Raw genomic sequence first — 16,874 nt, 5'->3', positions numbered from 1 at the left:
CCTTTGACCAACTCCGTTTCTGCAGCCGCGCTCGGCGGCGACAGCAGTCAGTCGATGGTCAAGAGCCGTGTGACCACAACCGCTGTAGCACCCATGGAAGCGGACTTCCGATTGGGCGCGGTGCGCCAATTGAATCGAAGATTGCCCGCACTGATAAAGAGGAAAAATTTCTCATTGGACGTTCCGCGTGCCGACGCGGATCATTGAAAGGCATGCGAGGGCATGGCAATGCATCCTGCTGGTATGCCCGCGCTGATTGCGGAGGCATTGAAATGAGCGAAGCCATCTACTGTTTCGACACGGCGACGGTGCGGTTCGCGATCTACCCCGAAGGCCCTGTCGGCGAGCGAGTCATCGCCGAGATCGCGGAAGACCCACTGCGCGACCTGTTCGGCGCCAGCGGCGGCGGCGACACCCTGGTGGAGGCCTACAAGGCGAACGCCGCGGTCATCGACGCCTGCGCCCTGGAACACCATCACGCGGCGCCGCATCATCCCGTGCTGCTGGAAACGCGGGATTTCGAAGCGATGGAGCACACGGCCGGCGCCTGAGTCGCGATCAGGCCACCCATTGCAGGTCGAACGCGTGTTGGCCCCAAGGCGGCATGTCCAGGAACAGGCCACGGGCCAGCAAATCGTCACCCGGCCGGTCGTAGACGGCCGGGCCAAGCAGATCCCGTAGCCGCAAGCAGCGGCCCGCCATCTGCGGGAAGGGCAAGTGCACGAAGCACTGGGATTGCTGCGGCGAACAGTTCACGGCCACGAGCACCGGTTGCTGCGCGGCGTCTGACCAACGGAAAGCAATGAAGTTGTCCGCCGTCGGGTTGCCGGCCCATGCCGGAACGCAGTCCAGGAGGGACCAGCTGCCCTCGCGCACGATCGGCAGGCGCAGCACGGCGAGCAGCCGCTCGTAAAACTGCTGGAGCGCGGCGTCCGTGGCTTCATCCGGCGCGCGAACCAGGTGCGGCGAGATCCGGATTCGGCGTCCTTCGAACTGCCCCTGGTGGAAGAAGCGCAGGCCGGGTGAGAGAAACGTCAGCACCGCGGCGGTGGCATGGACTTCCGGCGCGAAGGTCGATGCCGCGCGCGGCTCGTCATGGTTTTCCAGAAAGCGGGCCAGCCTGTCCTGATAGGCCATGTCCGCCCGGAAATGCTCGCGCACGGGGCGGGCGTGCTGCTCGCGCAGGCGGTCGTACAGGCGCTTGTCGTAGGTGTAGTCGAAGCCTTGCTGCTGCAGCGTCCATTCCATGTCCCAGTAGACCTCGGCCATGAACAGGAACGCCGGATGCGTGCGCCGCACCGCGTCGATCGCCTTCGGCCAGAAGGCTTCGGCCCCGATGCCCCAGGTGCGCTCGAACACCTCAGGCAGCACGAGCATGGCCATGTCGCAGCGCACGCCGTCGCACTGGCCGGCGATGCGTTCCAGCTCGCCGATCATCGCCGCCTGCAGCGCCGGGTTGCCGTAGTCGAGCTGCAGCGTGTCGGGCCAGCCGTCGAAGTAGGGATCCCGGCCGTAGGCGAGCAGCAGCGATCCATTTTTCGTCTCCACCCGGGCGAAGTTCTGGGGCGAACGCGCCAGGTCGTCTTCCGTGCCGTGGACGAAATAGTCAGGGTGCGCGTCCGTCCACGGATGGTCGGGCGCCATGTGGTTCGGCACGAAGTCGAGCATCAGGCGCAACCCTCGTTCGCGCATGCGCGCGCGCAGCCGCGCCAGTGCCGCGTCGCCGCCCAGGCCGTCGTGCACGCGGTAGCTGGTGATCGCGAAGCCCGAGCCCGCGATGTCCGCTTCGCGCAGGTCGGGCAGCGTTTGCTCGAACTCACGGCGCCACGCCGGATGGCTGCGCGAGATGCGTTGCGCAGCCTCCCCGGTCTGCCAGACGCTCAGCAGCCAGATCCAGTCGAAACCTGCGTCCGCCAGACGATCCAGTTCGCCGTCGACGATGTCGTCCAACGTGGCTCGACGCCCGAGCGAATGCGACAACGCGGTCAGCCAGACCCGCGTGTTGATCTGGTAGAGCGCCGGATAGCGTGGCCCGGGCACGGCAATCACCGCCGGGTCTCGAATCCGGGCCCTTGCGTGCGGTGCAACGCCCAGGCCGCCCGGTTCACCTGCGCTTCGTCGAGGCGTTGCTTCTCTGCGGCGTCGATGCACATGGGAGGGTCTCCTCGAGCCCCGTGACGGCGGGGGGATTCGACGCATCTTCGTCACTTGCTCCAGGCTTCGCAAGGGGGTCCGGCAGCTCCTTTCGCGCCGTCAGTCCGGACGGCTCACCCTGCAACTGGCCATCGCTGCGCCGATGGCCTCGTCACGCAAACGGCTCTTGGCGGCGGCCGGGACCTCACCAAGGCCGAGCTGCCCGGGCCTTCGATTCCGCGCTCGATCTGGCCGGCGCCGACGGAAAATGCGAGACCGAACCCTCGAAGCGATGACATGCCCGGCACGAAATCCGACACCGCTGCGACCCTCTTCAAGTCCGCGAAGGCCTTCGACGCATGGCTGAAAAAGCACCACGCCACGTCGGACGGGCTGTGGTTGAAGATCGCGAAGAAAGGCGCCGGCGAGCCCAGTGTTACCTACCCCGAGGCGGTCGAGATCGCGCTTTGCTGGGGCTGGATAGACGGCCAGAAGAAAGGGCTCGACGACCAGCACTTCCTGCAACGCTTCACACCGCGGCGCGCACGCAGCATCTGGTCCAAGATCAATGTGGACAAGGTCGCCGTGCTGACCGAGGCCGGACGCATCCAGCCCGCGGGGCAGGCCCAGATCGACGCCGCGAAGAATGACGGCCGCTGGGGCAAGGCCTACGACAGCGCGCGCACATCCAGCGTGCCGGGCGACCTCCAGGCCGCGCTGGAGGCAAGCCCGAAGGCGAAGGCCTTCTTCGCAACGATCAGTGCGTCCAACCGCTACGCCGTGCTTTGGCGCGTGCAGACGGCGGTCAAGCCGGAGACCCGTGCCAGGCGCATCGCCAAGCTGGTGGAGATGCTCGGGCATGGTGAGGTCGTGCACATCTTCAAGCCCAAGGGCAAGGCCTCAGACTGAAGATCGCGCGCAGTCCTGCTTGCCGTCGCACATCGGTGTGGCGCCCTGCCAGGTCATTTCAGATTTTCGCTTCGGGCCGTATACGGATGCGACGACGCGCAGCGCGTGCACACCCACCCGCAGTGAAGGAGGATTCGGCCACAAGCGGGTGTTCCCGACTGTTGACTGATCCACAAGTGAACTTCGTGCCAAGCGATGATCCGAACAGCCGAAACCAAGGACTCGGGATGGGTCCACGATTGCGGTGCCAGCCGCGTTGCCACCTGGCTGCGGGTCGATGTGCAACACCTTACTTGAAGAGGTGTTGAACTTCATACTTGAGCTTGGTCGGTGCGGGATTTGCATTCGTCGGTGCCGTGGTGCTCTGATTGGATTGAACCGCCTGCGCGTCCATCTTGTCGAAAAGCTTCTTGACAGCGTCCTTCATCGGCTTGGTCAAGCTATCGAAGCCAGGACCCTTCTTGTCGTTTCCGAGTCGAATCGCCACCACGGTGGTGTACTGCCGCGCAATGAAATCGTTGGGGTATGTCTTTCCGAACGCCTTTGCTTCTGCGTCAGAATCGTATTTCTCGTGAACCAGGAACTCCAGGTTCGAGTCCTGCGCCTTCGAGATCTCGTCCGGCGTGGACAGTCGCCCACCGCTCCCTGCAAGTCCCGCGATTTGTGACCTGACATCGTTTCGCTCCTGGTCCAATGCCTTCGAGTTCGCGATAGTCATGACATCCGTGTACCCCTGGAAGATGCTCGTATGCGAATTCGTCCAGTGCGAATTCGACTCCATCATGATCTGCGCGTGGCCAGAGTCAGAGGAGTGACCAGCTTCGCAAGGTCCGGATTCTTCGCCTTGATCAGGTCGTAGACAGATGCGATCGTCACGGTGTCCTGCTTCGTGGGCGTCTTGGGTTTCAGCTGAACAGCCTGGGGCACGAACGACTGTTGGATCACGTGCGTGAGCTCGTGCGCCTGCAGTCGTCGCTCCGCGTCGCTCCCGGTGCCTTTGTATTGGTGACGGCCGAAGACGATGTCGCTGCCCGTGGTGTAGGCGGAGGCGTCCAGCCGCTCGGCCAACACGGCGGCTTCCGAATCCGCGTGAACGCGCACTTTGCTGAAGTCATAGCCGAAACGCCGCTCCATGAAGGCGCGATCCTCCACCGGCAACGGCTGGCCTGTCGAGCGCAGCGGCGCCGCCCCTTCGGAGTCGACTTGGCGCAGCACCTTGCCCCGGACAGGCGTCTCCCCACGAACTGCAAGAAGTGATGACGGGCCCATGATCCTCGCGGCGACCGCATCCGCCTCCTGCTCATGAACCGTCGCCGCCGTTTCCACTTGCGGTCGGCCGCCAGCGCCGGTGTCGCGTCTACCCGTAAGCAAGAGACTCGTGGGCGTGGTGGCGAGCGTTCTTCTGGTGGGCTTCAGCATGAACGAACGCATAAAGCGACTCCTTTGACGCAGGACCCAACCAGGATTTTACGGAGCGGGCTGGTACCAGCTCACCGACGCGCGACTTCAACTTCAAGCTCGATGAGGCTCGACAGCTCTCCCTCACAGCCCGCCTGGCGGATGCCTTGGAGATCGCCTTTCGGTTGGTGCTTTTCCGCAGGAACGCAGCATGAGGAAGACAATGGAACGATCCGTGAGAGGCCAACATGACGCAAGCACCTTCCGAGCTCATGCATCTCGCTGGCGATCGAGGTCTGGTGGAGTCGCCCCGGTGGCACGACGGACGATGGTGGTTCGCCGACTGGACTGTCGGCGAGATCATGTCACTTGGCAATGACGACGGCGTGCCCAAAACCGTCGTATCAGCACCCGCGCCGCCACTCTCGTTCGACTTCCTGCCTGACGGGAGCTTGCTGTTCGTCTCGTCGCGCGCCGGCAAACTCGTCCGCCAGACCTCGGACGGCGCGCTGGCAACCTATGCCGACCTGGCGTCCTTCTCGAAGGGCTTGTGGAATGAGATCGTCGTGGACGGCCGTGGCAATACCTACGTGAACGGTGAGTGCCTGGTGGTCGTGACGCCCGATGGCAAGGCGCGGCCCCTCGCGGGGGGATTTGCTTTCCCGAACGGAATGGCGGTTACCCCGGACAACAGGACCTTGATCCTTGCGGAGTCGCACGGCCGACGCCTGACTGCCTTCGACATTGCGGCCGACGGCGTGTTGTCAGGACGCCGCGTTTGGGCGGACCTTGGTGAGGGAACGCCAGACGGCATTTGCGTCGATGCGCAAGGCTGTGTCTGGTACGCCGACGTGCCTCACAAATGCTGTGCGCGGGTCCGTGAAGGCGGAGCGGTCCAGCAACGCATCGAACTCGATCGCGGCGCATTCGCTTGCATGCTCGGCGGTCCTGATCGCAAGACCCTCTTGATCGCCGCCGCTCGCTGGTTCGGTATGGATTGCATGGATGACATGGCCGGTACCGGCCAGTTGCTCGCGGCGACGGTGGACATCCCAGGTGTCGGTTGGCCCTGACTGAAGCGCCATTTTCGCGCCACAGGCAATTGAAAGAATCGTTGAACCGTTGAGCCGGGCGGTCTGGTGTTGCCGCAATAGGTGGCAGCTCTGGGGCGAGAGCGGCGTCGCGACCCAGGGCACCGGCCCAGACCGCCCTCGACTCGAAACCCCAGGCAAGAGGTCGTGACAAAGGTGTGTCAAGTCGCGTGCGAGGCGCCGCGGGCAGGCCCGCGCGACGCTCAGCGCGGATTGCCGGCGAGACGCAGCCAGATCGGAAACTGACGATCGAAATCCTGCGGAGTGATTTCAGCGAGGTGCTCGCAGGCGGTATCGGGGAGCGCCACGGTCATTTCCTCGTGCCACAGCACGATGCCGAGCAGACGATGGACCTGGATGCGTTCCTCGCGCGGAACTGGAAATTCCGACACATGCGGCGGCAGCCGAAGCATCGAAACGCGTCGCCGCACCTCGATGACGATCCATCCCGAACGCTTCGCCCTGATACGCACGGCTTTGGCCAACCAGATCTGGAGGCGCAGCTCCCACGCCAGCAGGAGCAGGAGGATCAGCATCGCAGCCAACATGCAAAGTCCGATGTAAGCGGTTCGTGCGTAAAGAGATTTCGTCAACGGGCTCAGTCGCGAGACTAGGCTTCAGGACGGCGCTGCGCAATACTTCAAAGGGTCTATCGCGTCAACTTGTTCACGAAATTGAACGCTCTGTGGCTCAAGAGCAACTTCGTTCCGCCCCATGCAGATCCTTGCGACCTGAAGGGGAGTGCTCATGATCACGCTACCCAGATACGCGGCCCTTGGCCTGATCGCCGCAGCGAATCTGCTGAGTCCGGCCTTCGCCCAGGAGGCCACCGGCGACAAGATCAACTACCAGTCGGTCGGCTCGGGTGCCAGATCCCGGTGGTCAACATCCAGGGCATCAAGCCGGTTGACCTCCAGCTCAGCGGCCACCACCACGCTCAAGTTCTTCGACTGGGCCTGCAAGAACGGCGACAAGACCGCCGGCGACCTGGACTACGTGCCGATGCCCGACAAGGTGAAGGGCGCGATCGCCACCGCCTGGGGTGACATCAAGGACGCGTCGGGCAAGCCCGTACCTTGCAAGTGAAGGAATGTGGACTGCGACGTGCCTTTGTCTTCACTGCACGGCCCAGACGATCGCGCCGTAGTGACAGGCGGAGCCTGCGAGCACGAAGAGATGCCAGGTGCCGTGCGCGTGACGCCAATTCCTGCGGTTGCGGTAGAAGATGGTGCCGAAGGAATAGCAGCCCGCGCCGGCGAGGAGCCCCGCAAGGACCAGACCATCCAAGGCGGCTGCCAGAGGAAAGGTGGCCAGGACCGTCAGCCAGCCCAGGCCGAGGTAGAACAGCAGCGAGGGCGGCGCGCCGGGTCCGGCGCGCAGTTCGCGGACGATCCCCACGGCGGCGAGGCCCCAGATGGCACCTATGGCGACTGCGGCGCGTGGACCGTTCCAGGTCAGGAGACCGAACGGGGTGTAGGTCCCGGCGATCATGAGATAGATGGCGCAGTGATCGGCGCGACGCCAGATCGCCTTGGCGGCTCCCTGGGTGAAGTGGTAGAGCGTCGACGCCGCATAGAGCAGCACCGACGCCAGCGAAAAAACCGCGGCGCCCACGCTTGCTGCCGCGTCGCCCTTCATCACCGCCTCATCGACCAGGAGCGCGCCAGCGGCAAGCGACAACAGCAGGCCCAGCAGGTGACTGAACCCGTTGAATCGCTCGCCTCTGACGATGCGAAGACCGGACCGCGCGATCGTGTTGGGGGTGAGCACGCCAGGATCAGACCCGCTTGCGATGACCGACAGATGACGCTCGCGCTATCCCTGGTTGGTCGATAAGGCACAAGATGATCCGGCAATGCGGAGTCACCTGGATGCCACGATCCCGGGCGGCTTCCACGTTCCTTCACCAGCCGGCAGGATCGATGGCGGTGTGTCCTTCGGCCAATAGAGCCGCATAGCCAGGTAGATCGGGCCATCTGGCGCAGGAAGCCAGTTCGCTTCGAGCGCCTTGCCCGGTGAATCCTTCTGGATGTAGAGCGTCAGCGAGCCGTCGCGGTTTTTCTTCATCGCCGGGACCATCGGCGAGTTGATCAGATAGCGGTTGATCGGGTTCTTGATCAGGAGCTGGGTCTTGCCGTCGTACATCGTCACAGACCAGAACGCATTCACCGGCGGCGTCTGGCCGGCGGGGAAGGTGAGCGTGTAGTTGTGCTTGCTGCCGTCGAGCGGCTGGCCCTTCTCGTCGACACGCGTCAGCGGATAGGCCGCTTCGATCGCATCGTTGCCGTAGATGCCGCCCTTGGCCGCAGCGGCGCGCATCAGCCAGTCCTGCTTGTAGAAGTTGCGATCGCCGAAGAAGGAGCCGATGTTCCAGCCGTTGACGTTCTTGGTGCCGGTCGCCAGCCATTTGTCGATCTTCTCGTCGCCGGCCTTCATGCCCAGCAGCACGGCCCCCTTGTGCTCGAGCGAGAGATCCTTGAATTCGAAGGTCTTGCCGGCGCCGATGCCGATGCGGGCGATGCGGGCCCGCACGTCACGGTCTTCGGCGGAAGGTGGAACGAACTGAAGCGCAGCGTCCAGGTACTCGTAGAAGTTCTCCTTGATGCCTGCGGTGGTCGCCGGCACGAACTTGATGGCAGCCGCTGCGGGCGGCGCGGTGCGGCCCAGGAAGGCGGACAGCGGCTGGACCTTGTAGCCAGACTGCACCTTCACCACGTTCGGCATGTCCTTGGGACTGAAGAGCTGGGTCCGGTAGATGGCCAGCGCGAACGGCGTGGTCGAGGTGAAGACCTTGCGCACGCCGGGCGGTGTCTCGCCCCTCCAGTCCGGCCCGACGACCATGTAGCTGCCCGGGCCGTTGCCGGTCGCGCGGCTGCCGATGTAGCCGAAGTTGTAGGTGTTGCCGTCGTTGAGCATCACCGCGTAGTAGCGCTTGCCGTCCACCGCGGGTACCGTCAGCACCATCGGCTCGGCGCGCAGGTCCATCCATGCCAGCGAGTAAGGCGTGTCGCTGTTCGGCGTGATGACCGCCGTGTCCTGGTAGGTGTAGACGCGCGCCTCGTTCTTGATCTGGTTGAACGGCGCCTTGAACTGGGCGCCCCCCTTGTCGACAGCGTATTCGTTCATCACCGCGTAGTTCATCACGATGGGCAGGCCGTAGATGAAGGCCTCCTCTGCAATCGCCTTGGTCTCTGCGAGGCTCGGCGCCGGGACGCCTGCGGCCTGGTCCGCCTTGGCGGCCTGCGCGATCGGATCGCTTCGGCTGGCGCAGCCGGCGAGTGCGGCCATGGCGAGCGCGAGCGTGGCGCATTTCATGAGCGGTGTCGAATGCGGTGTCACGGAAATAGGCTCCTCGAACGGTTTGGGCGCAACGGGGAAGGGCGCGAGCGGGAGGCTACAGGGCTCTGGCGGCCGCCACCATTGGACCAAAGGTGGGGGGTGGGATGGCTTCGGTGGCGCTTACGCTCAGTCCCCGATGTCGAAAGTCACGCCCTGCGCCAGCGGCAGCGCGGTCGAGTAGTTGATGGTGTTGGTCGCGCGGCGCATGTAGGCCTTCCATGCGTCGGAGCCGGCTTCACGGCCGCCGCCGGTTTCCTTCTCGCCACCGAAGGCGCCGCCGATCTCCGCGCCGCTCGGGCCGATGTTGACGTTGGCGATGCCGCAGTCGGATCCGGCGCACGACATGAAGCGCTCGGCTTCGCGCATGTCGAGCGTGAAGATCGAGGACGACAGGCCGGCGCCGACCGCGTTGTGCCACTCGATGGCCTGGTCGAAGCTGCTGTAGCGCACCACGTAGAGGATCGGTGCGAAGGTCTCGCGCAAGGCCGGGCCGGCGTGCGCCGGCAGCTCGACCAGCGCGGGGCGGGCGTAGTACGCGTCATCGCCCCCGATGCCGGCCACCCGTTCGCCGCCATGGACGGTCGCGCCGGCCGCGCGGCTTTCCGCCAGCGCCTTCTGCATGCCGTCGAATGCGGCGCCATCGATCAGCGGCCCGACCAGCGTTCCGGAGGCGCGCGGGTCGCCGACCTTCACCTGGCCATAGACCTTCGCGAGCCTGGGCACCAGCGTGTCGTAGATGCTGTCATGCACGAACAGCCGGCGCAGCGTGGTGCAGCGCTGGCCGGCCGTGCCCATGGCGGCGAAGGCGATGCCGCGCAAGGCGAGGTCGAGGTCCGCCGAGGGCGTGACGATGGCCGCGTTGTTGCCGCCGAGTTCGAGGATGGCGCGCGCGAAACGGGCGGCCAGCCGGGGGCCGACCTGGCGTCCCATCGCCGTCGAGCCGGTGGCCGACAGCACCGGCACGCGCGGGTCGTCGACCAGCACTTCGCCGATATCGCGCTGCCCGACCAGCAACTCGAGCAGGCCCTCGGGCGCATCGCCGAAGCGGGCGAGCGCGCGCTGCGCGATGGCGTGCGTGGCGAGCGCGGTCAGCGGCGTCTTTTCGGAGGGCTTCCAGACCACTGAATTGCCGCACACCAGCGCCAGCGCCGCATTCCACGACCAGACCGCCACCGGGAAGTTGAAGGCGGAGATCACGCCGACCACGCCCAACGGATGCCAGGTTTCCATCATCCGGTGCTCGGGGCGCTCGGTCGCGATCGTCAGCCCGTAGAGCTGGCGCGACAGGCCGACCGCGAAGTCGCAGATGTCGATCATCTCCTGCACTTCGCCCGCGCCTTCCGACGGCACCTTGCCAACCTCGAGCGTCACGAGCAGGCCGAGGTCGGCCTTGGCCGCGCGCAGCTCTTCGCCCAGCAGGCGCACCAGTTCGCCGCGACGCGGTGCGGGCACCAGGCGCCACGCCAGGTGCGCGGCATGGGCGCGGCCGATCGCGGCCTTGGCTTCTTCGCTCGAGGTCCGTCGCGCCAGGGCGATCGTCTCGCCGCTGATCGGCGAGCGAACAGCGAGCTCGCCATCGGCGTACGCCGACTTCGGCACGCCCAGGCGTTGCAGCAGTTGATCGACCTGGGCGGCGATGGGGGCGGCGGTGGAGGCAGGCGCGTCTGGCATGAGGGGTTCTCGGGGCAATGGGTTGCTGGATGCAATGTCGGCGAATCCGCAACGTTTGCATAGCAAAAAAGCGGAAAAAGGCCCGCCGGGCGCTCGGGGTGCCTTAGCCGGGCACGATCTCGAAAACGTCGCCATTGGTTGGCGTCGCTTCCTCGTGGTAGACGTCGTAGAGATACTGCGCCAGCTCGGCGTGCGGCATGTCGGAAGGAATCGCGAGTTCCGCGGGACGACGCTTGCCGTCGTTTCCAGCCAGGTGGGCGACCCAATCGCCGCCGACGCGTTCGATGGAAATGATTCGTCCGAAGACGTTGAAGCGGTATCTCATGTGTTGTTCGTTTCGCGCGGTGGCTGGCTGCCCCTGAACACCGCCAATTGGTCGGCGAACGCGCGCTGGTAGGCCGGCCGCGCTTCACCGCGGGCGACATAGGCCGCGAGGTTCGGGTAGTCGTCCAGCAGGGTCGAGCCGCTCAGTCTGCGCAGCACTGTCACCATCAGCAGGTCGCCGGCGCTGAACGCATCGTCGAGCCAATCGGCGGCGCCGAGCCGGTGCGACAGCTCGCCAAGGCGGACCCGGACGCGGTCTTCGAGGAGGAGCAGGCGCTCATCGAACCAGGCCTTGTCGTGCTCCAGGAGTATCGCGATGCCGCGATCGAGGATCGGCGGTTCGACGGTGTTGAGGGCGGCAAACATCCATGCGATCGCGCGCGCCCGTGCGTTGGCGTCGTCCGGCAGCAGGCCTGGATGCCGCTCTGCGATATGGAACACGATGGCCCCCGACTCGAACAGGGCGAGATCGCCTTCTTCGAAAGTCGGAATCTGGCCGAAGGGATGCAGCGCGCGATGCGCCGGTTCCTTCATCTCCTTGAACGAAACCAGACGCACGGCATAGGGCTGGCCCGCTTCTTCGAGCGCCCAGCGAACGCGCATGTCGCGCGCCAGTCCTCGGCCGCGATCGGGAGATTGTTCAAAGGCGGTGATGGTGGGGGTCATCGGCATGCTCCGAGGAGTGGCAGGACGCCAGTGTCGCCGAGCAGGCGCCCTGCAGGGGCCTCAGTTCGCGATAGAAGATGGTCGTGGCGCAGAGGCCGCCTTGCGGCAGCAGCGCATAGCCGGGGATCACGCCGACGCGCTGCCAGCCCAGCCGGGCATAGAGCCGTTCGGCGCCCTCGCTGGCGGTGTCGAGCACCAGCAGCGATTTGCCGCAGTCGCGCGCCATCTGTTCGGCCGCCTGCATCAGGGCCTCGCCCCAGCCCTGGCAGCGCGCGCGCCGGAGCACGAGCATCTTCGACAGGTCGGCGCGGTGCGGCTGGTTGTCGGGCTGGGCCAGCACCAGTTGAACGGTGCCCACGATGCCGGCGTCATCCTCGGCAATCAGCAGGGCGCGCTCGCCCCGCGCGACCCCTTCGGCCACCTCGCGCCAGAACGCCGTGGCGCGGGCGGGCGGCAAGGGGTCCATGAAGCTCACCGAGGCGCCGCCTTCCACGCAATCGATCAGCAGTTCGGACAGCGCGCGCAACTGTGCTTCGGAGAGCGTCTGCAGCCGGCGGATACGCTCGGCGCAAGGTGTTCGGGTCTGCTGCATGTTCATCTCCAGGGCGAGGGCAGGGTGGCGATCACGACCGCGTAGCGCGTGAGGCGTCGCGTGGGGTTGTGGTAGCTCACCGGGCGGTCCAGCGCGTGGGCCAGGCAGTCGCCGGCGTCGAGCCGATGGCAGGCCTCGCCGACCGTCACTTCGATGGTGTTGTCGAGCACCCAGACCTGCTGGTGGATGCGCGGCTCGCGGGCGCCGGTCTCGTAGGCCACGCGCGCCTTCGGCGGAAAGGCCACCTCGACGATCTGGATCGGCGAGGCTCCGCCCGCGGGCGAGACGTTGCGCCGCACATAGCCCGAATGCGGATCGCGCCACAGGGGCTGGTCGGCCAGCCGCGCCACCGGGTCGTCGCCAGCGCGCGGCGGCTCGAACAGCGAGGCCAGCGCGACGCCGAGCCCGGTGGCGAGCTTTTCCAGCACGACAGCGGTCGGGCTGCTCTCGCCGCGCTCGATCAAAGAGATCATCGAACGACTGACGCCGCAGTGCGCCGCCAGCGCATCGAGCGACAGGCCGCGCGCGGCGCGCAGCTCGCGCACCCGCTGGGCGATGCGGTCGTTCAGGTCGCTTGCTTCATCCGTCATGCTGGAATAAGTATCCGATATATTGGATGAGACGTCCAGCCGCGGCTTGGTTAGCATCGTTGGCTGACGCGGCCGCCGCCGCGACGGCCGTTGTCGACGAGAAGGAATACCCATGCGAACCCTGGAACTGCCTGGCGGCGGAACGATCCCCGCGTTGGGACTCGGCACCTGGAAGATCGGCGAATCCGCTGGTCGCCGCGGGGCCGAAGTCGCTGCGCTGCGCGCCGCCATCGCGATGGGCTACCGGCTCATCGACAGCGCCGAGATGTACGGCGAAGGCGGCGCCGAGGAGGTGCTCGGCCAGGCCATCGCCGAGGCCTTGCGCGCGGGCGACGTGCGGCGCGAGGAGCTGTTCATCGTCAGCAAGGTCTATCCGCACAACGCCAGCCTGCGCGGGACGGCCAAGGCCTGCGCCCGCAGCCTCGCCCGCCTGGGGCTCGACCACCTCGATCTCTACCTGCTGCACTGGCGCGGCGAGCATCCGCTCGGAGACACCTGCGAAGCGATGCAGGCGCTGGTCGCCGAAGGCAAGGTACGCCACTGGGGCGTCAGCAACTTCGACACCGACGACATGGAGGAACTCGCCGCCCTGGCCGGCAGCTGCGCCGTCAACCAGGTCTACTACTCGGTCGCCGAGCGCGGCCCCGAGTTCAGCCTGCTGCCCTGGCAGCGCGAACGCGCCATTCCGCTGATGGCCTACAGCCCGATCGACCAGGGGGCGCTGGCCGCCGACGCCGGACTGCAGATGATCGCCGAGCGGCTCGACGTCAGCGCGGCGCAGCTGGCGCTGGCGTGGGTGCTGGCGCAGCCCGGCGTGGCCGCGATCCCCAAGGCGGCACGCGAGAGCCATCTGCGCGAGAACCTCGCGGCCGCCGAGCTGACGCTGGGCCCGGAGGTGCTGGCCGAGATCGATCGCCTGCACCCGGCGCCGCGGCGCAAGCGGCCGCTGGCGATGATCTGAGCCGGGGTCAGTGCGCCTCGGCCTGCTTGGCGGCGGCCACGATCGCCGCCTCGTCGTGCTTGGCGCCATTCAGGAACAGGTTGAGCAGCACGGCGCAGACCGAGGCCAGCAGAATGCCCGACTCCACCAGCGAATGGATCGCATGCGGCATCCACTGCTTGAAATTGGGTGCCAGCAGCGGGATCATGCCGACCCCGATCGACACCGCGACGATCATCGCGTTGTGCCGGTTGGTCTTGAAGTCGACGCCCGAAAGAATGCGGATGCCGGTCGCCGCGACCATTCCGAACATCACCAGGCCGGCGCCACCGAGCACCACGGTCGGCAGCGACTCGACCAGCGCCGCCATCTTCGGCAGCAGGCCCAGCACGATCAGGATCGCACCGCCGGCCACGCAGACGTAGCGGCTCTTGATGCCGGTCACGGCCACCAGGCCCACGTTCTGCGAGAAGCTGGTGTACGGGAAGGTGTTGAAGATGCCGCCGATCAGGGTGCCCAGGCCGTCGGTGCGCAGGCCGCGCGCCAGGTCCTGCTGGCTGATCTTGCGGTCGGTCATCTCGCCGAGCGCGAGGAACATGCCGGTCGACTCGATCATCACCACGACCATGATCAGCGACATCGTGAGGATCAGCACCGGGTCGAACTTTGGCATGCCGAAGTGGAACGGCAGCACGATGTCGAACCAGGCCGCGCTGCCGACCTTCTCGAAGGTCATGAAGCCGAAGATGGTCGCCACCACGGCGCCGATCACGATGCCCAGCAGCACCGAGATGTTGGCGATGAAGCCGCGGGCATACTTCACGATCAGCAGAATCGACACCAGCACCAGCGCCGCGATGGCCAGCCCGCCGAGGTCGGCGTACTTGGGGTTCGGCACCGACGGCACGATCGACAGGCCCTTCGGGACCGGCGGCACGGCCGAGCCGGGCGAGGTGACGTCGGCCAGCCACTTGGCGTACACCGGGTCGACCAGCGCCGGCGCGGTCGGACCCACCGGGTTGCCGAAGATCCAGTTGATGCCCACGCGCATCAGGCTGATGCCGATCACCGCGATGATGGTGCCGGTGACCACCGGCGGAAAGAAGCGCAGCATGCGCGAGACCATCGGCGCGATCAGTATCGAGATGATGCCGGCGCCGATGATCGCGCCGAACAGAAGTTGCGCGCCGGCCTGGCCCGGGTTGGCGTTGGCGATCGCGACCATCGGTGCGACCGACGCGAAGGTCACGCCCATCATCACCGGCAGCTTGATGCCGAACCACTGGGTGGCGCCGAGTGCCTGGATCAGCGTCGCGACACCGCAGCAGAAGAGGTCGGCCGAGATCAGCAGCGCGACCTCCTGCGGCGTGAGCTTGAGCGCGCGGCCGACGATCAGCGGCACCGCGACGGCGCCGGCATACATCACGAGCACATGCTGCAGGCCGAGGGCGGCGAGCTTGCCGGCCGGCAGGCGCTGGTCGACCGGGTGGATGGGAGGCGAGGCAGCCGTCATTTGCGAGTTTCTCCTGGGCAACGTGGAGGAAAAGGGACGAGCGAACGGCGCGGGGCCCCGGATCGTCCACTATTCTGTACGCGAAACTGTATACAGATCAGGCGACGGGCTGTATGGCGGAAAACCCGCGCCCTGCGCGCCCAAGCAAGTCGCGGGCCCGTGCTTTTCAGGCCAGCAGGGCCTTGACCAGGTCGAGCTGTCGATCCGGCACGCCGGCCGAAAGCTGAAGGTTGGCCTCGATGCGCAGCAGGTGGTCGGTCATGCATGCCACGGCGGCCTCGGCATCGCCGCTGCGGCAGACGCGCAGGAATTCGGCGTGCTCGTCGGACGAGCAATGCGGATCGTTCGACGAGTGGTACAGCATGGCGATCAGCGAGCTGCGCGCCACCAGCTCGCGGATCAGTTCGGCCAGGGTCTGATTGCCGGCCGCTTCCGCCAGCGCGACGTGGAAGTCGCCGAGCAGCTTCTCCCGGACCGTGCCGGTGGTCGTGGTGGCGCGCAGGGTGGTGCGCTCGAACTGGATGTGCTGCTCGAGCGCCTGGTAGTCGGCGGGACGTGACTTGGCGACGAACAGCCGTACCACCTCGCTTTCGAGCAGCCGCCGGACCCCGAAGACTTCACGCGCTTCCTGCACGCTGGGCTTGCTGACGAAAGCACCCTTGTCCGGGATCATCTCGATCAGCTTTTCCTTCGACAGCGTCAGCAGCGCCGCCCGGATCTTGGTGCGGCTGACCGAATAGAGCCGCCCCAGTGCTTCCTCGCGCAGCCAGGTGCCGGGCGGCAGCCGCTTCTCGACGATCGCGGTGGAGATGTCCTGCGCGATGCCTTCGATGGTGGCGGTCTTGTCGACCGCGGCCTCGGTCCCGGAGCTTGCGGGCGACGGCTGGGGGTGAGCGGAAGCTTTGGGGGCGCGTGGCATGGCGCCATTGTGAATGAGGCCGAATCAGGCCGCGCGCTTCAGCGCCGGCGGTACCGCCGGCAACGCGAAGTCGCCGAGCAGGCCGCTGATCGGCTTGGGCAGAGGGCGTGCCAGTTCGCCGCGCTTGCTGGTGGCCAGGCGCAGGCTCACCAGCGATTCGATCAGCTGCGTCCCGGCCGCCACGCCGTCGACCACCGGCACGCCGAGCACCTGTCCGATGTGCTCGCACAGGTCGGCCATGCCGGCGCAGCCGAGCACGATCGTGTCCGAGTCGTCCTCGTCGAGCGCGCGGCGGCATTCGTCGACGATGCGCTCGCGCGCGCGCGAGCCGGGCGCCTCGAGATCGAGCACAGCGATCTCGCAGGCCCGCACGTTGGCGCAGAAGCGCTTCATGCCGTAGGTCTCGGCGAGGTGCCAGGCCTGTCCCATCGTGCGGCCCAGGGTGGTCACGACGCTGAAGCGACTGCCCACCAGGCTCGCCAGATGCATCGCCGCCTCGGCGATGCCGACCACCGGGCCGCGCGCCAGTTCCCTGGCGGCCTTGAGCCCGGGGTCGCCGAAGCAGGCGATCACGTAGCCGTCGATGCCGTCGCGCTCGCCGGCAGCGATCTCCTGAAGCAGGCCGGGCACTGCCAGCGCCTCGTCGTAGTGGCTCTCGATCGAGGCCGGCCCCATGGCGGGGCTGACCGCCACGATCTCGGTGCCGGGCCGAGCGACCGAGCGCGCGCAGGCACCGATCTTCTCGGTCATGCTCCAGGTGGTGTTGGGATTGATGATCTTGATTCGCAT

At 66.5% G+C, this 16,874-nt stretch carries 19 protein-coding genes and 1 pseudogene; 6 read left to right on the top strand and 14 right to left on the bottom strand.

All coding sequences use genetic code 11. The annotated features are described in order from the left end of the window. The first annotated feature begins 3 nt into the window (after positions 1-3). Together QTI17_RS26725 and QTI17_RS26720 are read left to right on the top strand one after the other, a co-directional pair. The gene (locus QTI17_RS26725; protein WP_286536700.1) at positions 4-207 is read left to right on the top strand and encodes a hypothetical protein; all 204 of its coding nucleotides are present in this window, start codon (positions 4-6) and stop codon (positions 205-207) included. Between the two features lie 65 nt (positions 208-272). After that, entirely contained in the window at positions 273-551 is a 279-nt protein-coding gene (locus QTI17_RS26720) for a hypothetical protein (RefSeq protein ID WP_286536699.1), read from the top strand. Between the two features lie 7 nt (positions 552-558). Here QTI17_RS26720 and QTI17_RS26715 read toward each other — a convergent pair whose 3' ends face one another. After that, the gene (locus tag QTI17_RS26715) at positions 559-2,049 is read right to left on the bottom strand and encodes an alpha-amylase family glycosyl hydrolase (protein WP_286536698.1); all 1,491 of its coding nucleotides are present in this window, start codon (positions 2,047-2,049) and stop codon (positions 559-561) included. Between the two features lie 381 nt (positions 2,050-2,430). Between QTI17_RS26715 and QTI17_RS26710 the strand changes: the two genes are divergently transcribed. Further along, positions 2,431-3,042: a YdeI/OmpD-associated family protein gene (locus tag QTI17_RS26710; RefSeq protein ID WP_286536697.1), complete on the top strand. Its 612-nt coding sequence runs from the start codon at positions 2,431-2,433 to the stop codon at positions 3,040-3,042. Between the two features lie 289 nt (positions 3,043-3,331). On the opposite strand, the gene QTI17_RS26705 is transcribed toward QTI17_RS26710, so the two are convergent. Together QTI17_RS26705 and QTI17_RS26700 are read right to left on the bottom strand one after the other, a co-directional pair. Continuing rightward, entirely contained in the window at positions 3,332-3,760 is a 429-nt protein-coding gene (locus QTI17_RS26705; RefSeq protein ID WP_286536696.1) for a hypothetical protein, read from the bottom strand. A gap of 62 nt (positions 3,761-3,822) precedes the next feature. Next, the gene (locus tag QTI17_RS26700) at positions 3,823-4,461 is read right to left on the bottom strand and encodes an eCIS core domain-containing protein (RefSeq protein ID WP_286536695.1); all 639 of its coding nucleotides are present in this window, start codon (positions 4,459-4,461) and stop codon (positions 3,823-3,825) included. Positions 4,462-4,688: 227 nt separating this feature from the next. Between QTI17_RS26700 and QTI17_RS26695 the strand changes: the two genes are divergently transcribed. Further along, complete coding sequence (locus QTI17_RS26695; protein WP_286536694.1) at positions 4,689-5,513, top strand: SMP-30/gluconolactonase/LRE family protein; 825 nt, start codon at positions 4,689-4,691, stop codon at positions 5,511-5,513. A gap of 221 nt (positions 5,514-5,734) precedes the next feature. Here QTI17_RS26695 and QTI17_RS26690 read toward each other — a convergent pair whose 3' ends face one another. Continuing rightward, positions 5,735-6,067 (bottom strand): hypothetical protein, encoded by a 333-nt coding sequence (locus QTI17_RS26690; protein WP_286536693.1) that lies wholly within the window; start codon positions 6,065-6,067, stop codon positions 5,735-5,737. Positions 6,068-6,455: 388 nt separating this feature from the next. Here QTI17_RS26690 and QTI17_RS26685 point away from each other — a divergent pair. Then, a pseudogene (locus QTI17_RS26685) lies at positions 6,456-6,617 on the top strand (phosphate ABC transporter substrate-binding protein PstS); the annotation flags it as partial. 30 nt (positions 6,618-6,647) lie between these two features. Here QTI17_RS26685 and trhA read toward each other — a convergent pair. The 7 genes from trhA to QTI17_RS26650 form a co-directional block, all read right to left on the bottom strand. After that, positions 6,648-7,262 carry a PAQR family membrane homeostasis protein TrhA gene (gene trhA / locus QTI17_RS26680; RefSeq protein ID WP_286536755.1) on the bottom strand — a complete coding sequence of 205 codons (615 nt, stop codon included), beginning with the start codon at positions 7,260-7,262 and terminating at the stop codon, positions 6,648-6,650. A gap of 132 nt (positions 7,263-7,394) precedes the next feature. Then, positions 7,395-8,870, bottom strand: coding sequence for a DUF1254 domain-containing protein (locus tag QTI17_RS26675; RefSeq protein WP_286536692.1), 1,476 nt, complete (start codon positions 8,868-8,870; stop codon positions 7,395-7,397). A 126-nt stretch (positions 8,871-8,996) separates the two neighbouring features. Then, positions 8,997-10,541, bottom strand: a complete 1,545-nt coding sequence (gene amaB / locus QTI17_RS26670) for an L-piperidine-6-carboxylate dehydrogenase (protein ID WP_286536691.1) — start codon at positions 10,539-10,541, stop codon at positions 8,997-8,999. Between the two features lie 103 nt (positions 10,542-10,644). Further along, on the bottom strand, positions 10,645-10,866 hold the full coding sequence (locus QTI17_RS26665; RefSeq protein WP_286536690.1) for a DUF7661 family protein: 222 nt from the start codon (positions 10,864-10,866) through the stop codon (positions 10,645-10,647). Further along, positions 10,863-11,531, bottom strand: a complete 669-nt coding sequence (locus QTI17_RS26660) for a glutathione S-transferase family protein (protein ID WP_286536689.1) — start codon at positions 11,529-11,531, stop codon at positions 10,863-10,865. The genes QTI17_RS26665 and QTI17_RS26660 overlap by 4 nt, the downstream gene beginning before the upstream one ends. Continuing rightward, on the bottom strand, positions 11,506-12,129 hold the full coding sequence (locus QTI17_RS26655) for a GNAT family N-acetyltransferase (RefSeq protein WP_503011110.1): 624 nt from the start codon (positions 12,127-12,129) through the stop codon (positions 11,506-11,508). The genes QTI17_RS26660 and QTI17_RS26655 overlap by 26 nt, the downstream gene beginning before the upstream one ends. Continuing rightward, complete coding sequence (locus tag QTI17_RS26650) at positions 12,126-12,713, bottom strand: helix-turn-helix domain-containing protein (protein ID WP_286536687.1); 588 nt, start codon at positions 12,711-12,713, stop codon at positions 12,126-12,128. The genes QTI17_RS26655 and QTI17_RS26650 overlap by 4 nt, the downstream gene beginning before the upstream one ends. Before the next feature lie 112 nt (positions 12,714-12,825). On the opposite strand from QTI17_RS26650, the gene QTI17_RS26645 reads away from it, so the two are divergent. Beyond that, on the top strand, positions 12,826-13,674 hold the full coding sequence (locus tag QTI17_RS26645; RefSeq protein WP_286536686.1) for an aldo/keto reductase: 849 nt from the start codon (positions 12,826-12,828) through the stop codon (positions 13,672-13,674). Between the two features lie 7 nt (positions 13,675-13,681). Here the strand turns inward: QTI17_RS26645 and QTI17_RS26640 are convergent, their stop codons facing one another. From QTI17_RS26640 to QTI17_RS26630, 3 genes are all read right to left on the bottom strand, one after another. Next, a complete protein-coding gene (locus tag QTI17_RS26640; RefSeq protein ID WP_286536685.1) occupies positions 13,682-15,166 on the bottom strand; it encodes a nucleobase:cation symporter-2 family protein in 1,485 nt (494 codons plus the stop codon). Between the two features lie 166 nt (positions 15,167-15,332). After that, positions 15,333-16,085, bottom strand: coding sequence for a GntR family transcriptional regulator (locus tag QTI17_RS26635; RefSeq protein WP_286536684.1), 753 nt, complete (start codon positions 16,083-16,085; stop codon positions 15,333-15,335). 24 nt (positions 16,086-16,109) lie between these two features. Beyond that, the gene (locus QTI17_RS26630; protein ID WP_286536683.1) at positions 16,110-16,874 is read right to left on the bottom strand and encodes an aspartate/glutamate racemase family protein; all 765 of its coding nucleotides are present in this window, start codon (positions 16,872-16,874) and stop codon (positions 16,110-16,112) included.

This window comes from Variovorax sp. J31P179 (assembly GCF_030316985.1).
Taxonomy (GTDB): Bacteria; Pseudomonadota; Gammaproteobacteria; order Burkholderiales; family Burkholderiaceae_C; genus Variovorax; species Variovorax ginsengisoli_B.
This window is presented reverse-complemented; position numbering and strand designations above follow the sequence as displayed.

What these genes read in the sequence shown, in the direction of transcription:
- QTI17_RS26650 (WP_286536687.1), bottom strand. Translation starts at nt 12,713, where the DNA reads ATGACGGATGAAGCAAGCGACCTGAACGACCGCATCGCCCAGCGGGTG.
- QTI17_RS26655 (WP_503011110.1), bottom strand. Translation starts at nt 12,129, where the DNA reads ATGAACATGCAGCAGACCCGAACACCTTGCGCCGAGCGTATCCGCCGG.
- QTI17_RS26705 (WP_286536696.1), bottom strand. Translation starts at nt 3,760, where the DNA reads ATGACTATCGCGAACTCGAAGGCATTGGACCAGGAGCGAAACGATGTC.
- QTI17_RS26635 (WP_286536684.1), bottom strand. Translation starts at nt 16,085, where the DNA reads ATGCCACGCGCCCCCAAAGCTTCCGCTCACCCCCAGCCGTCGCCCGCA.
- QTI17_RS26660 (WP_286536689.1), bottom strand. Translation starts at nt 11,531, where the DNA reads ATGACCCCCACCATCACCGCCTTTGAACAATCTCCCGATCGCGGCCGA.
- amaB (WP_286536691.1), bottom strand. Translation starts at nt 10,541, where the DNA reads ATGCCAGACGCGCCTGCCTCCACCGCCGCCCCCATCGCCGCCCAGGTC.
- QTI17_RS26700 (WP_286536695.1), bottom strand. Translation starts at nt 4,461, where the DNA reads ATGCTGAAGCCCACCAGAAGAACGCTCGCCACCACGCCCACGAGTCTC.
- QTI17_RS26710 (WP_286536697.1), top strand. Translation starts at nt 2,431, where the DNA reads ATGCCCGGCACGAAATCCGACACCGCTGCGACCCTCTTCAAGTCCGCG.
- QTI17_RS26690 (WP_286536693.1), bottom strand. Translation starts at nt 6,067, where the DNA reads ATGCTGATCCTCCTGCTCCTGCTGGCGTGGGAGCTGCGCCTCCAGATC.
- QTI17_RS26720 (WP_286536699.1), top strand. Translation starts at nt 273, where the DNA reads ATGAGCGAAGCCATCTACTGTTTCGACACGGCGACGGTGCGGTTCGCG.
- QTI17_RS26695 (WP_286536694.1), top strand. Translation starts at nt 4,689, where the DNA reads ATGACGCAAGCACCTTCCGAGCTCATGCATCTCGCTGGCGATCGAGGT.
- QTI17_RS26645 (WP_286536686.1), top strand. Translation starts at nt 12,826, where the DNA reads ATGCGAACCCTGGAACTGCCTGGCGGCGGAACGATCCCCGCGTTGGGA.
- QTI17_RS26640 (WP_286536685.1), bottom strand. Translation starts at nt 15,166, where the DNA reads ATGACGGCTGCCTCGCCTCCCATCCACCCGGTCGACCAGCGCCTGCCG.
- QTI17_RS26630 (WP_286536683.1), bottom strand. Translation starts at nt 16,874, where the DNA reads ATGCGAATCAAGATCATCAATCCCAACACCACCTGGAGCATGACCGAG.
- QTI17_RS26665 (WP_286536690.1), bottom strand. Translation starts at nt 10,866, where the DNA reads ATGAGATACCGCTTCAACGTCTTCGGACGAATCATTTCCATCGAACGC.